Source organism: Aggregatibacter kilianii, assembly GCF_003129965.1.
GTDB lineage: Bacteria > Pseudomonadota > Gammaproteobacteria > Enterobacterales > Pasteurellaceae > Aggregatibacter > Aggregatibacter kilianii_A.
Map to the genome: position 1 here is coordinate 63,064 of NZ_NRCJ01000002.1, position 14,725 is coordinate 77,788.

The 14,725-nt window shown below is 44.5% G+C and carries 13 protein-coding genes; 9 read left to right on the forward strand and 4 right to left on the reverse strand.

Going from position 1 to position 14,725, the window contains the following annotated elements; translation table 11 throughout:
• Nucleotides 1-3 precede the first annotated feature (3 nt).
• Entirely contained in the window at nt 4-879 is an 876-nt protein-coding gene (locus DK430_RS01665) for a fructosamine kinase family protein (RefSeq protein ID WP_109077391.1), read from the reverse strand.
• A gap of 238 nt (nt 880-1,117) precedes the next feature.
• Between DK430_RS01665 and thrS the strand changes: the two genes are divergently transcribed.
• Nucleotides 1,118-3,049: a threonine--tRNA ligase gene (gene thrS / locus DK430_RS01675; RefSeq protein ID WP_109077393.1), complete on the forward strand. Its 1,932-nt coding sequence runs from the start codon at nt 1,118-1,120 to the stop codon at nt 3,047-3,049.
• Nucleotides 3,050-3,143: 94 nt separating this feature from the next.
• On the opposite strand, the gene DK430_RS01680 is transcribed toward thrS, so the two are convergent.
• The gene (locus tag DK430_RS01680; RefSeq protein ID WP_109077394.1) at nt 3,144-3,944 is read right to left on the reverse strand and encodes a sulfite exporter TauE/SafE family protein; all 801 of its coding nucleotides are present in this window, start codon (nt 3,942-3,944) and stop codon (nt 3,144-3,146) included.
• 192 nt (nt 3,945-4,136) lie between these two features.
• On the opposite strand from DK430_RS01680, the gene DK430_RS01685 reads away from it, so the two are divergent.
• From DK430_RS01685 to DK430_RS01700, 4 genes are all read left to right on the forward strand, one after another.
• The gene (locus tag DK430_RS01685) at nt 4,137-5,810 is read left to right on the forward strand and encodes a solute:sodium symporter family transporter (protein WP_109077395.1); all 1,674 of its coding nucleotides are present in this window, start codon (nt 4,137-4,139) and stop codon (nt 5,808-5,810) included.
• A gap of 84 nt (nt 5,811-5,894) precedes the next feature.
• Nucleotides 5,895-7,340 carry a sulfatase family protein gene (locus DK430_RS01690; protein WP_109077396.1) on the forward strand — a complete coding sequence of 482 codons (1,446 nt, stop codon included), beginning with the start codon at nt 5,895-5,897 and terminating at the stop codon, nt 7,338-7,340.
• A 110-nt stretch (nt 7,341-7,450) separates the two neighbouring features.
• Nucleotides 7,451-8,050: a Crp/Fnr family transcriptional regulator gene (locus DK430_RS01695; protein ID WP_109077397.1), complete on the forward strand. Its 600-nt coding sequence runs from the start codon at nt 7,451-7,453 to the stop codon at nt 8,048-8,050.
• Between the two features lie 9 nt (nt 8,051-8,059).
• Entirely contained in the window at nt 8,060-9,205 is a 1,146-nt protein-coding gene (locus DK430_RS01700) for an anaerobic sulfatase maturase (protein WP_109077398.1), read from the forward strand.
• A 34-nt stretch (nt 9,206-9,239) separates the two neighbouring features.
• On the opposite strand, the gene DK430_RS01705 is transcribed toward DK430_RS01700, so the two are convergent.
• Nucleotides 9,240-10,019 carry a ferredoxin--NADP reductase gene (locus DK430_RS01705; RefSeq protein ID WP_109077399.1) on the reverse strand — a complete coding sequence of 260 codons (780 nt, stop codon included), beginning with the start codon at nt 10,017-10,019 and terminating at the stop codon, nt 9,240-9,242.
• A gap of 338 nt (nt 10,020-10,357) precedes the next feature.
• On the opposite strand from DK430_RS01705, the gene infC reads away from it, so the two are divergent.
• From infC to DK430_RS01725, 4 genes are all read left to right on the forward strand, one after another.
• Complete coding sequence (gene infC / locus DK430_RS01710; protein ID WP_429696967.1) at nt 10,358-10,855, forward strand: translation initiation factor IF-3; 498 nt, start codon at nt 10,358-10,360, stop codon at nt 10,853-10,855.
• A 223-nt stretch (nt 10,856-11,078) separates the two neighbouring features.
• Entirely contained in the window at nt 11,079-11,276 is a 198-nt protein-coding gene (gene rpmI / locus DK430_RS01715; RefSeq protein ID WP_005542274.1) for a 50S ribosomal protein L35, read from the forward strand.
• Nucleotides 11,277-11,331: 55 nt separating this feature from the next.
• The gene (gene rplT / locus DK430_RS01720; protein WP_005596075.1) at nt 11,332-11,685 is read left to right on the forward strand and encodes a 50S ribosomal protein L20; all 354 of its coding nucleotides are present in this window, start codon (nt 11,332-11,334) and stop codon (nt 11,683-11,685) included.
• A gap of 167 nt (nt 11,686-11,852) precedes the next feature.
• Entirely contained in the window at nt 11,853-12,413 is a 561-nt protein-coding gene (locus tag DK430_RS01725; RefSeq protein WP_109077401.1) for a DUF1287 domain-containing protein, read from the forward strand.
• A 447-nt stretch (nt 12,414-12,860) separates the two neighbouring features.
• Here DK430_RS01725 and dxs read toward each other — a convergent pair whose 3' ends face one another.
• Nucleotides 12,861-14,717: a 1-deoxy-D-xylulose-5-phosphate synthase gene (gene dxs, locus DK430_RS01730; RefSeq protein WP_109077402.1), complete on the reverse strand. Its 1,857-nt coding sequence runs from the start codon at nt 14,715-14,717 to the stop codon at nt 12,861-12,863.
• Nucleotides 14,718-14,725 lie beyond the last annotated feature (8 nt).

The following is a 14,725-nucleotide window of genomic DNA, read 5'->3' on the forward strand; positions in this document are numbered from 1 at the left end:
ACTTTATAAATTTTCGTAACGTTGTAACACATCATGCACGCGCTTATTGGCAAGTGCTATATAGTTGCCGTGGAAACGACTGCTGAAATTCAGTAGGTGATAAAGCTGATAAACGATTTTCCGATCCTGATAGCCTTCATCTAACGGAAAAGTGCGGTCATAATTTTCATAGAATTCACGCGGGAACGGCTCGAACAATTCGGTAAATGCCAAATCGCATTCCCGATCCCCCCAATAGCACGCCGGGTCATAAGTCACCGTGTGCCCGTCAATATTGGCGCAGTTTTCAATCCACAAATTACCATGCAATAAAGACGGCTGCGGCTGATGTTTTGCCAATAACGTCGCCACGGCTTTGATGATTTTTTCCGTATCGCCGAAATGCAGTTGTTTTTCCGCACAAAGCTGTAATTGCCAACCGATACGTTGTTCACTGAAAAATTTCGCCCAATGATTGCTCCATTCGTTCGGTTGATATTGCGGGCCGAGCCACGTGTCGAAAGACAAACCATAATTTTCCGAACCTTGATATTGATGCAAACGGGCAAGTTGCTCACCGAATTCCGCCATATTTTGTGGCGTATTCGGTTGCATATCTAACCCCTCCAGTAACAGAAAGCTATGATTTTGCGAGCAACCTACACCATACACTTGCGGCACGCGTACAGTATTGGTTTTGCCTAAGAGGATCAATTGATCCGCTTCGGCGCGGAACATGGAACGGTAGGACTTTTCATTCATTTTCACAAAGACGGGCTGAATGCCGTCATCAATGATCCAAGATTCATGCATTTCGCCTGTATGAATTTTGGTTTTATTCTTGATGGAATAATACGCCCCGAACTGATCAGCTAAAACTTGAGAAATCGACTTCCACATACCCTGTTCCTTCTTTCAGTTAATCATGTTTGTAGTGTAAAAGATTGAGAAAAAATTACTGTGACTCAAGTCAAAATTTGGGCATTTGGTTGTCATTGCAATATATGCTAAAATTGCGCACCGCACTTGAGTTATCCGTTTGTATGGATGATAAAAGTGCGGTGTTTTTTTAAAACGTTTTTTAATTAAATGAAACAAGTCACCTTGCGTATGGGTGACCACTGTAGAAGGATTTATTATGCCGATTATTACTTTACCCGACGGTTCACAACGTCAATTCGATAAACCCGTTACCGTATTAGAAGTTGCTCAAAATATTGGCGCGGGACTTGCCAAAGCGACCATTGCCGGTCGTGTTAATGGCGAACGCAAAGATGCCTGCGACCTGATTACCGAAGATAGCTCCCTCGAAATTATTACCGCTAAAGACGAAGACGGTTTGGAAATTATCCGCCACTCCACGGCGCACTTGCTCGGTCATGCCATCAAACAATTATTCCCGAATGTCAAAATGGCGATCGGTCCGACCATCGACAACGGTTTTTATTATGACGTGGATTTGGACCGCTCTTTAACCCAAGAAGATTTGGACGCCCTCGAAAAACGTATGTTGGAATTGGCAAAAACCAATTACGACGTGATCAAAACGCCGGTCAGCTGGCAAGAAGCAAGAGATACTTTTGAAAAACGCGGCGAGCCGTACAAAATGGCGATTTTAGATGAAAACATCGAACGCACCGCTACGCCAGCACTTTATCACCACCAAGAATATATCGATATGTGCCGTGGTCCGCACGTGCCGAATATGCGTTTCTGCCACCATTTCAAACTGCAAAAAATTGCCGGTGCGTATTGGCGCGGCGACAGTAAAAATAAAATGCTGCAACGTATTTACGGCACCGCATGGGCGGATAAAAAACAACTCGAAGCCTATTTGCAACGTTTAGAAGAAGCTGCAAAACGCGATCACCGTAAAATTGGTAAAGCATTGGATTTATACCACATGCAGGAAGAAGCGCCGGGCATGGTGTTCTGGCATAACGACGGCTGGACCATTTTCCGCGAGTTGGAAACCTTCGTGCGCACCAAATTAAAACAATACGATTATCAGGAAGTGAAAGGTCCATTCATGATGGACCGCGTGTTGTGGGAAAAAACCGGTCACTGGCAAAACTACGGCGATTTAATGTTCACCACGTCCTCCGAAAACCGTGAATACGCCATTAAACCGATGAACTGCCCGGGGCATGTGCAAATCTTCAACCAAGGTTTGAAGTCTTATCGTGATTTACCGTTGCGTATGGCGGAATTCGGCTCCTGCCACCGTAACGAACCGTCCGGTTCCCTGCACGGCTTGATGCGCGTACGCGGCTTTACCCAAGATGATGCGCACATTTTCTGTACGCCGGATCAAGTGGAAAGCGAAGTAACCTCTTGTATCAAAATGGTGTACGACATTTACAGCACCTTCGGCTTTGAAAATATCAAAGTGAAACTGTCCACCCGCCCTGAAAAACGTATCGGCTCCGACGATATGTGGGATAAAGCGGAGGCGGACTTGGCGAAGGCGTTAGAACACAACGGCTTGTCTTACGAAATTCAGGAAGGCGAGGGCGCGTTCTACGGACCGAAATTGGAATTTGCCTTAACCGATAGCTTAGATCGCGAATGGCAATGCGGCACGATTCAGTTGGACTTCTTCTTGCCGGAGCGTTTAAATGCATCCTATGTGGGCGAAGACAACGAACGCAAAATTCCGGTCATGATTCACCGCGCGATTTTGGGGTCTATCGAACGTTTCATCGGCATCATCACCGAAGAATACGCAGGCTTCTTCCCAGCATGGTTGGCACCGACCCAAGCCGTCGTCATGAACATTACCGACTCTCAATCGGAGTATGTGCAAAAAGTGGCGAAACAGCTTTCCGACGCAGGTTTGCGCGTGAAAACCGATTTGCGTAATGAAAAAGTCGGCTTCAAAATCCGCGAACATACCTTACGTCGCGTGCCTTATATGCTGGTTTGCGGCGATAAAGAAATCGAAGCCGGCAAAGTGGCGGTGCGTACCCGTAAAGGTCAAGATCTCGGCACCTTCACCGTGGAAGAATTCTTAGACATCCTGAAAAAACAAGTGAGAAATCGCGAGTTGAAATTGTTGGGCGAAGAATAATTCTTCCTTTTCTAAAAAACAAAAAGTGCGGTCAAAAATGACCGCACTTTTTTGTACCCATCTCCTCCGTGAGCTTAATGTTGATAGGCGTGATTCATTTCACCCAATGCGCCACTAACATATACGCCGCGATCCCCAGCAAAATCAAACCTAATAATTTTCGCGCGATATCAGGATGTAAAATGCCGCGAATTTTCATGGAAAGAAAACTGGTGGCGAAGGAACTTAACACTACGATGATGACAATCGTGAAATTGACGTAACCGATTTGCCAGCCGTATTGAATGTGAAACGGCGCGGTTTTGGATAAATAACCGTACAGGCTGCCAAGCCCACCGATGACCATCATGTAGTTAGTATAAGGGGCGATTTGATACGCCGAGACGCTGCGCAGTTGCCCGATGAGCGGCGCCATAATGGAACCGCCGCCGATGCCTGTCATGCCGGCAATGCTGCCACCGAAAAAACATAATCCGATGCCTTTGAGATTTTCGTTTGAAGCAAGATCGTTATTCATCGCTTTCGGCTTACAGAAAAAAGTGCGTAAGGCTAAGAGGGTCAATGTTACGATAAAAACACCGACAATCACGGTGTCATGCAAATAAAAACTGGCTTCAAATCCTAGTTGTACGCCTACAATCATGCCCAGCGACCACAACAACATGGCTTTGTAATTAATCTGAATTTTCTGTTTATAGAAATAAAAAAGATTAATCAGTGATGAGCCGATCACAATGGTAAGCGACGTCGCCGCCACCATTTGCAGGGGAAATTCGGGAAAAAGAGTATAGAGAATGGGCACCATCAACACCCCGCCGCCAATACCGAAAATTGCCGACATCAAATTCGTCAACATGCCACAAAAGATCAAAATCACAATAAGTTCCAAAGCCATAACTCAGCCCTCTTTATTTTTTTGCGTATTATGATCGGCATAATGTCGTCGGATTATGATCGTGCTCATAATTTTAAAAATTCTTTTTCAATCTGTGATCTACCTCACGCTATCTCTATGACAACTATCATAGTTTTTTAAAATTTCGTGTATTACTCTAACCGCGTATCTAATAATAAAGGGGATAATAATATGTTAGTTACGATCGTTTCCTTCTTACTGGTCACAGGGCTTGTGGCGTATATCTCGTGGTTAAAAACAAAGAATGATGATCTAAGCACCTCCAAAGGCTATTTCTTGGCAGGACGCGGTTTAGGTGGTTTGGTTATCGGTTGTTCTATGGTGTTGACCTCACTTTCTACGGAACAATTAATCGGCGTGAACGCGGTGTCTTATAAAGGTAACTTTTCCATCATTGCGTGGACTGTGCCGACGGTGATTCCACTTTGTTTCTTGGCGCTTTATATGTTGCCGAAATATTTGCGTAACGGTTACACCACCGTGCCGGAATTTTTTGAAAGCCGTTTCGACCGTCAAACCCGTTTGATCATGTCCACGCTGTTCTTAATCTTCTATCTTTTAATCGTGATTCCGACCGCACTTTATACCGGTGCCATCGCCTTTAATAAAATCTTCAATTTAGAAACGGCATTCGGTTTGAGCTACGGCGCGGCGATTACTTATACGGTGATTGCCATCGGCGTGGTGGGGGCGATTTATGCGATTTTCGGCGGCTTAAAAGCGGTGGCGGTGTCAGATACCATTAATGCGGTGATTTTGGTTATCGGTGCGTTATTGGTGCCGTTCTTTGCATTATTGTATTTAGGCGACGGCAGTTTTTCTGCCGGATTAAATACCATCACGACGACCCATATTGAAAAATGGAATGCCATCGGTAGTGAAACCGACGCCACGCCTTGGCCGACCATTTTCACCGGGATTATGGTGGTGCACTTTTTCTACTGGACAACCAACCAAGCTATCGTACAACGCTGCTTGGGGGCGAAAGATTTAAAATCAGGTCAAAAAGGGATTTTGATTGCCGCGTTATTCTTATTAACGTTACCGATCATCTTAAATTTACCGGGCTTATTAAGCTTCCATATTTTGGGTGATAGCGTGGATCCGATTGACGCGTCTTATCCGTTGTTGGTGAACAAAGTGTTGCCGACGTGGTTACAAGGCTTCTTCATTGCGGCACTATTCGGGGCGATTTTAAGTACGTTCAACTCTTTCTTAAATTCAGCCGCCACCATTTACTGTAAAGACTTATTACCGTCCATCAGTAAAAAAGTGCGGTCGGAACAAGAGTTAATTGTGTACGCGAAAAAAGTGTCCACCATTATGGCGATTGTCACTATGATCTTTGCCCCGTTATTGATGTTCGGTACAGACGGTATTTTCTTAATCACCAAACGGTTCGCCGGCTTCGTGAATATTCCGATTGTGGCGTTATTTGCCGTGGGGATGTTTAATAAAACCGTTTCCGGCACAGCGGCACGCATTGCGTTACTTGCGCACGTTATCTTATATTTCTGCATCGTGTGGGTCTTTAAGGTTAAAATCAACTTCGTGTACGTGATGGGCGGCTTGTTCGTGTTTGACGTGGTGTTAATGCTGTTTTTAGGGCTATTCTTACGCCGCGAACCTTACGTTGAAAACAAAGAAAACCTAGGCAACGTGGATTTAACCGACTGGAAATATTTGAAAGTCACCAGCGTATCCTTAATCTTAGGTTTGCTTGCCCTTTACGCCTTCCTCTCACCAATCGGTATGGCATCAGAAAGCGGCAATCCGTTAATGGTGTTAGGCGTGTGGGCGGTGTTGCAAGTGATTACGTTGTTTGTTTGCAAACCGAAAGCGTAATTAAACGTAGGGTGGGCATGCTTGCCCCCCGAATTAAATAAAACAATCAATGGTGGGCAAGCATGCCCACCCTACGGAGATAATATGAACATTATCTATATTCTTTTAGACCAAGTCCGCAAAGACATGATTGGCGCTTACGGGCACCAAATCGTTAAAACCCCGAACTTGGATCGTTTGGCGAAAGACGGCATTCGTTTCAATAATGCTTTCACGCCGGCATCGGTGTGCGGTCCGGCGCGTACATCGTTATTTACCGGTTTAATGCCGTCTTCCCACGGTATTATCCGTAACGGCGAAAAGGGCGGCACCGGTGAAATCAGTCAAGAAGCGCCGAACATCGGCAATCTGAAGGGATACAACACCTATGTGTTGGGTAAATGGCACGTCGGCACCAAATCCGTGCCGGAAGATTACGGCATTCAAGGGCATAATTTCGACGGCTACGGTTATCCGGGCAGCGGTGTGTATAAAAATCTGGTATTCAACCAACCGCCGACCCATTCCAACCGTTATAAAGAATGGCTGGAAGAAAAAGGCTATGACATTCCAGAAGTCAGTCGCGCCTATTTCGGCGACAACCCGCATTTGCGCGTGCAGGAATTGTGCGGTTTGCTTTCCGGCGGCAAAGAACAAACCATTCCGTATTTCATCATTGATGAAGCGAAAAAGTACATTCAACAATCCCTTGATGAAGGCAAGCCGTTCTTCGCCTGGATCAACTTCTGGGGTCCGCACACTCCTTGTATTGTGCCGGAGCCTTATTATTCCATGTACCGCAAAGAAGACGTGGTGCTGGACGAAAGTTTCTTCAAGCCGTTGGAAGGCAAGCCGGGGCATTACCGCACCATTTCCAAAATGTGGGGCATGTGGGAAGCCAGCGAAGATCATTGGAAAGAGGTGATTACCAAATTCTGGGGTTACATCACGCTCATTGATGACGCGATCGGCGAGCTGTTTGCGTTCTTGGAAAACAATCGAATTTATGACCGCACTTTTATGGTGGCGACCGCCGATCATGGCGATGCCATGGGCGCGCACCGCATGATCGAGAAAGGCGAGTTCATGTTTGACACCACCTACAACATACCGATGATCATCAAAGATCCGCGCTCCAATCGGGTGAATCAGCAAGACGACAATTTGGTCTATCTGCACGATTTAACTTCCACTGTGTATGACTTAGCCGATCAGCCTGTGCCACCGGAATTTGAAGGCGAGAGCATTTTGCCGATTGTGCGGGATAACAAAGACAACGCGCGCAAAGGCGTGTTGGCACAACTTGCCGGTCATTTCGTGTATTTTGAACAACGTATGTGGCACCGCAAAGATTATAAATTGGTCTTTAATGCCTCCGACGTGTGCGAGCTGTATGACGTGCGTAACGACCCGGGTGAAATGCACAATTTGTTCTACGATCCGGCTTATCGGGAAGTGAAAAAAGAAATGCTGGAAGAAATGCGCGCAGAAATGCAACGGCTCGGCGACCCGCTGGAGAACTGGGTTTATCGCATCATTGATGAAATTTAACGATTGATTTAATTTAAGATTAAGAGGGCGAATTGATTCGCCTTCTTTTATAATAAGCGACACAAAAAACGCGTTAAAAACCGACCGCACTTTCAAGGATGAATATCAAGATGACGGAAAACAACATAATTCTACCTACGGATCTCAAAGACTGCCAATTAACCTATTTACACCAACTTGCCAAAGGCATGACCGTTTATAACCAAGGCGAAAAAGCACAAGAGTTTTATTACGTCAAACAAGGCTTAATCGGGCTGTATCACACATTGGATAACGGTAAGGAAAGTCTGACAAGGTTGTATAAACAAGGCGATTATTTTGGTTATCGCACGCTATTCGGCTTTGGCGATTGTCGTTATCATTGCAATGCCAAGGTGTTGATCGAGGCGGAAATCATCAGAATAAAACCGGAAAATATCGACCATTTTCTGACCGATAATTTGCGGATGAGTAAAATCCTTCTACAAACCATTGCCAATGAATTGCGTGATGCGGAACAACGTTTGGCGAAAAGCGCCTATTTGCATACCCTTGATCGGGTGATTGACAGTCTGTGCTTCCTGACGAAAAACTTTCCTTATTATAATTGGACTTACCGTGAAATCGCCGAATATGCCGGCTGTGAAACGGAAACGGCGATTCGCATTGCGAAAGAGCTGAAAAAAAGCGGTTTATTCGTCGATTTATTGCCTTCCCACAAAGGAAAATAGAGGCGGATTATGTCGTTTTTCTCCCCGCAAGCCTATTTTCATCTCATGGCAAAGCCAAGCAGCTTCCATTGCAACATTCAATGCGAATACTGCTTTTATTTGTCGAAGGAAAAGGAATTCGGGGCGAAAGCGCCTTTTATGTCTTTGGACACCTTGCGCAATTATGTAAAAAATTACATTGAATCCCACGCCGGCAATCGGGTGGAATTTGCTTGGCAGGGAGGCGAACCGACCTTGCTTGGGCTGGATTTCTTTAAAAGTGCGGTCAGTTTTCAAGATGAATTTGCCAACGGTAAAACCATCACCAATGCCTTTCAAACCAACGGGCTGGCGCTAAATCGTCAGTGGGCGGAATTTTTTAAACAGCATCAATTTCTCATCGGCTTATCTATCGACGGATTGAGTGCCGTACACAACCGTTATCGTATTTCAAGTAACGGCAATCCGACCTTTGATAAAGTGGTCAACGCGCTGGAATTGTTGAAAGCCTATCAGTTGGATTTTAATACGTTGACTGTGGTGAACGATCAAAACTGGCATCGAGGCAAAGAGACTTATTTAGCCTTGAAAGCCTTGGGATCCACCTTTATGCAATTTATTCCCATCGTGGAGCGCAAAGATCGTGCATCCGCCGAAACCACGGGATTTTCCGTGCCGCCTGATGGCTTTGGGCGTTTTTTGGTGGATGTGTTTCAAGAGTGGAAAAAAGAAGACGTGGGACGAATTTTTGTGCTTGAGTTTGATAATTTGCTGGGACAGTGGTTGGGGTATCCTTCAAGCAGTTGCGTGCACCAGCCTACTTGTGGCAAATCGCTGGTGGTGGAAGCTAACGGCGATGTCTATTCCTGCGATCATTATGTCTATCCTGAGTACAACATCGGCAATTTAAACGAGCAGTCTCTTGAACAGCTTGTCCTTTCGCCACAGCAGCAACAATTCGGTATGGAGAAGCTCACGTATCTTACTTCTGTTTGTCAACAATGTAATGTGCGGCATTTTTGTCAGGGCGGTTGTCCTAAACATCGCTTTGTTTCCCTGCCGAGCGAGACGGCGAAACACAATTACCTATGCCCGTCATATCGTTATTTTTTCCACCAAACCGCCGCCGATATGCAGCAAATGTGCCGGCAAATTCGCGCCGGCAATTCGGCTTAAAAAACGTTTTAAAAACGGACCGCACTTTATTAGATTAAAAGGCATTTTCCATCATAATTTCACCGTCTTTACGCATCCGATGTAAGGCATAACCTTGGGCTTTCAAATAATCGTAACTTTCTTTGACCATCGCCGGATTACCACAAATTAAAAAACGGGTATCCGCTTTGTTAAATTGGATATTCAATGCCTGTTCCAGTTCACCGCTCGCCAATAATTGCGGGATTCGCCGATGTAATGCGCCTGGCATTTTTTCACGGGTAACCACAGGTTGATAAACCAATTTTTCGGCATATTTCCCGACGACGGAATGGGCCTTCAAATTTGCCAAATATTGCTCAAAAACCAAATCATCGGCGTAGGAAACGGAATGCACCAGCATGATTTTATCGGCTTTATGCCAAAATTGTTCGCTTTCCAGCATGGATAAAAACGGTGCAATGCCCGATCCTGTGGCAAGCAGAATCAGATCTTTGCCTTGCGGAATGCGATTTACGGTGAAAAATCCTACAGCTTTTTTCTCCAGTAATAATGTATCGCCGGCTTTCATTTGCGCAAAGTGAGCGGACATGACACCACCTTCAATTAAAATGGCATAGAAATCAAGATGTTCGGCATCTTCGGCAGAGATCATGGAATAAGCGCGGGAAACATATTCCTCGCCGTTCATAAACCCTAGTTTGGCAAATTGTCCGGCGATAAAATCAAAATCGGCGGGGCGGGTGATACCGAAAGAGAGGAGTTTGGGCGTATGTTTTTTAACCCAAAGGACACGTTGTTCGGTATATGAAGAGTCTTTTTTTGTTTGATTCATAAATAGCTCCTGATTTTCCTAAAATAAAAAAACGAAAAACGGGCAAGCCCGAATAGACTACATTTTATACTATTCAAAAAGGATGTCATGCGTTTATCTTTAAATATTTTCTTATAACAAAAGCCTTTAAAAGCCATTTTATACGCTGTTCGGCTATTGCTTAACGCTACAAAATTCTGTAAAATGCACCCCGTTTTTTGCTCGTTGTCAGAGCATTAAAAAATGAATCTAACTTCTGTTCTTTATATATTAAAACAGCAGTTTTTTGACTTAATTAATAGAGGAATGTCATTATTAAAACCGTAAAAAAAGCACCCGCAGTAAATCGCCCTAATCGTATTAACGATGAAATTAGAGTGAAAGAAGTCCGCTTGATTGACCAGGACGGCGAACAAGTTGGGATTGTTCCGATTCAGCAGGCATTAGAAATGGCGGAAGCCGTTGCTTTAGATCTTGTTGAAATCAGTCCGAATGCGGAACCTCCGGTGTGTCGCATTATGAACTACGGTAAATTCCTTTACGAGAAAAGCAAAACTGCCAAAGAGCAGAAGAAAAAGCAGAAAGTTGTGCAGGTGAAGGAAATTAAATTCCGTCCCGGCACAGACGAAGGCGACTATCAGGTAAAACTACGCAGCCTGATTCGCTTTTTGGAAGACGGGGATAAAGCCAAAGTGACCGTTCGATTCCGCGGACGTGAAATGGCTCACCAAGATATCGGTTTGGACGTGTTGGAACGTGTTAAAAATGACTTAGCCGAAATTGCCGTGGTGGAATCTGCACCGGGTAAATTGGAAGGTCGCCAAGCCGTTATGGTACTCGCCCCGAAAAAGAAATAATCAGTGCATTTCAAGTAACAAAAGTGCGGTGAAAATTCCAAGTGTTTTTTCAACCGCACTTTTATTCGCCTGATTATTTATGATAGAGCCTTTTAGATTTAAAGTGAGTACAAGGCAAACCGCTGAAGACAGTGCAATTTGCACGGCAAAGCGGTTTAACGCAATAATCGCTTTAAAGATAAAGGCGTGATTAACGTTAAAAACAATGCGGAGTTATTAAACAATGCCTAAAATTAAAACAGTACGCGGTGCTGCTAAGCGTTTCAAAAAAACTGCTTCCGGCGGTTTCAAGCGTAAACAATCTCACTTACGTCATATTTTGACTAAGAAAACAACAAAACGTAAACGTCATCTACGCCATAAATCCATGGTTGCTAAGTCCGACTTAGTATTAGTAGTCGCGTGCTTGCCATATGCATAAGCACAAACGTACGTCAGTTCATTTTAGTTAAAAATATTACATAGGAGATTAAATAATGGCTCGTGTAAAACGTGGTGTTATTGCAAGAGCACGCCATAAGAAAGTTCTTAAGGCTGCTAAAGGTTATTATGGTGCACGTTCTCGCGTGTATCGCGTTGCTTTCCAAGCGGTGATCAAAGCCGGTCAATACGCATATCGTGACCGTCGTCAACGTAAACGTCAATTCCGTCAATTATGGATTGCACGTATCAACGCGGCGGCTCGTCAAAATGGTTTATCTTATAGCAAATTCATCAACGGTTTGAAAAAAGCGTCTGTTGAAATCGACCGTAAGATCCTTGCCGATATCGCAGTATTCGACAAAGTGGCATTTGCTGCATTGGTGGAAAAAGCGAAATCTGCACTTTAATTTTTTTAAAGTTTAGATAAAAAATTAGGACGCTCTTGAGCGTCCTTTTTTGTGCCTTTAAAAACACCCGTAAAAAGCACCGCACTTTTCTCTATTCTTCATTTCCCTATCGCTATTTTCATGCTGATATGCTAAAAATACGCACCGCTTAATACATGGAAATTAACATGAAAAAATATCTTCTTTCCTTTCTAATCGTTACCTCAACACCTCTCTTTGCCATCAATCCACAACAATTGGTAGAGGACGCCAAACAACAAATTAATGTCACTACAGGTTATGATCCTGCTTACCGAAAATTAACTTTTCCCATGGGGGATGTGCCGATACACACGGGCGTGTGCACTGATGTGATTGTGCGCGCATATCGTCATCAGCAAATCGATTTGCAGCAGTTGGTGAATAAGGATATGAAAAAAGCCTGGAACGCTTATCCTAAGCGTTGGGGAAATAAAACCACGGATACTAATATTGATCACCGTCGCGTACCGAATTTGGAAACGTTTTTCAGCCGCCACGGAAAATCCCTTTCATTAACCGATGTTACCGATTTTCAGGCAGGAGACATTGTGACTTGGCGGCTTCCGCGCAATTTACCGCATATCGGTATCGTTTCCGATAAGAAAAACGCTGATGGAATTCCATTGATTATTCATAATATCGGTAACGGAACGCAAGAAGAGGATATTTTATTTAAATATCAAATTGTTGGACATTATCGCTATTAGTTTTCATAACGGAAAGTTATTAGGGGATTGTTAAAAAATTGCATGAATTGTTAAAGTAAAATCCTCAAAAAGAAAAAACCGCTACCCAATTTCTGGATAGCGGGGAGGTCTTAAATATAAGAAAACTTTAAAGACAACTGCATTTGCAGTGCACTAGCAATTACTAAGACTGGAAACAGAAAAAATAGTTCGTAAAAATGCAGAAAAAACTTGCAATTTACAAAAAGTTTACATTCAAATTTGGTTAAAAAATGTAACATTTTAATAAATAAGGACAAAACTTTTTAAATTGAATGAAATAATTTGTTTTGTAAGTTTTATGTATGGTTGCAGGTTAATGGCATGAAGCTTTACCAAACTTGATTCTCTAGAATAGAGGTTCTTAAAGAACAACCGCCCCTAAACAGGTTCAAATTCGGGGCGGTTTATGATTAAGGAAAGAGAGAATTAATTGCCGGCAGTCAAAAAATCCAGAATTTGCCGTTCAATTCCGGCAGCATCCAGTTTGAGTTCGGCAAGGATTTCCAATTGCGTGCCTTGCGGAATAAAGTAGTCCGGCAGGCCTAATTGCAATAATTTCACTTGATGTTGTTGCTGATTCAAGACCTCCGCTACCGCACTCCCTACGCCGCCTTGAATAGCGTTTTCTTCCAATGTCACGATCAATTCGTGGGTTTTGGCGATGTCGTTAATACGGGTAGTGTCCAATGGTTTGACAAAGCGCATATCAACCACGGTGGCATTCAGTTTTTCTGCCGCCAGCAAAGCGTTAGGCAAGAGTGTGCCGAAATTCAAAATGGCGATTTTCTTGCCCTCACGCGCGAGTTTTGATTTACCCAATTCTAACTGTTGCAAGGGTTCTAAGGTGACGCCCACCGCATTGCCGCGCGGATAACGTACCGCTGCCGGTTTACCGCAATGATAGCCGGTGTAGAGCATTTGACGACATTCATTTTCGTCACTTGGTGTCATGATGACGAAATTCGGAATGCAGCGCATGAAGCTGATGTCGAACGCACCTTGGTGGGTTTGTCCGTCTGCGCCGACAATACCTGCGCGGTCAATCGCAAAGAGAACCGGTAGATTTTGAATGGCGACATCGTGAATTAATTGGTCGTAGGCACGTTGTAAGAAAGTCGAGTAAATTGCTACTACAGGTTTGTATCCGCCGATGGCTAACCCTGCTGCAAAGGTCACGGCGTGTTGTTCGGCAATGGCGACGTCAAAATATTGTTGCGGGAAGCGTTGGGAGAATTCCACCATGCCGGAACCTTCACGCATTGCCGGGGTAATACCGATGAGCTTTGGATCCTGTTCTGCCATTTCACACAGCCAGTCGCCGAAAATTTTGGAGTAGGTCGGTGTAGCATTGGATTTCGGTAATTCGCCGCTCAAATGGTTAAATTTCGGTACGCCGTGGAAGCCGATAGGATCTTTCTCCGCCGGGGTGTAACCTTTACCTTTTTTGGTGACGATATGCAGGAACTGCGGCCCTTTCAGTGAACTCATATTTTGCAGAGTGCTAATGAGCTCTTCTACATTGTGTCCGTCAATTGGTCCGATGTAGTTAAAACCCAGTTCCTCAAACATCGTGCCGCCCGGCGACACAAAGCCTTTAACGTGCTCTTCGGTTTTTTTCACGAATTCTTTAATCGGCGGTACGCCGGAAAGAATTTTCTTTCCGCCTTCGCGAATGCTGGAATAAAAAGAACCGGACAGCAAACGCGCCAAGTGATTATTCAGCGCGCCCACATTTTCCGAAATGGACATTTCGTTGTCGTTTAAAATCACCAACATATCCGTATGCAATGATCCCGCATGATTAAGGGCTTCAAATGCCATGCCGGCAGTAATCGCGCCGTCGCCGATGACACAAACGGTTTTGCGTCCGGCGTTTTCCCGTTCTGCCGCGATGGCAATGCCGAGGCCTGCGCTGATGGAAGTCGAGGAGTGCCCGACACTGAGCACGTCAAACTCGCTTTCACCGCGCCATGGAAACGGATGTAACCCGCCTTTTTGACGAATGGTCGGCATTTGGTCTCGGCGACCGGTTAGAATTTTATGAGGATACGCCTGATGACCCACATCCCAAATCAGCTGATCGAACGGCGTTTTAAATACATAATGCAATGCAACGGTCAGTTCCACCGTGCCCAAGCCGGAAGCCAAATGCCCGCTACTTTGACTCACCGACTCCAACAGATATTCGCGCAGTTCTTGACACACTTGAGGCAGCTGATCTTTGTTCAGCAAACGCAAATCTTCAGGTGAATTAATGAGGGATAAAAGGGGATAATTTTGCATAAGAGTGA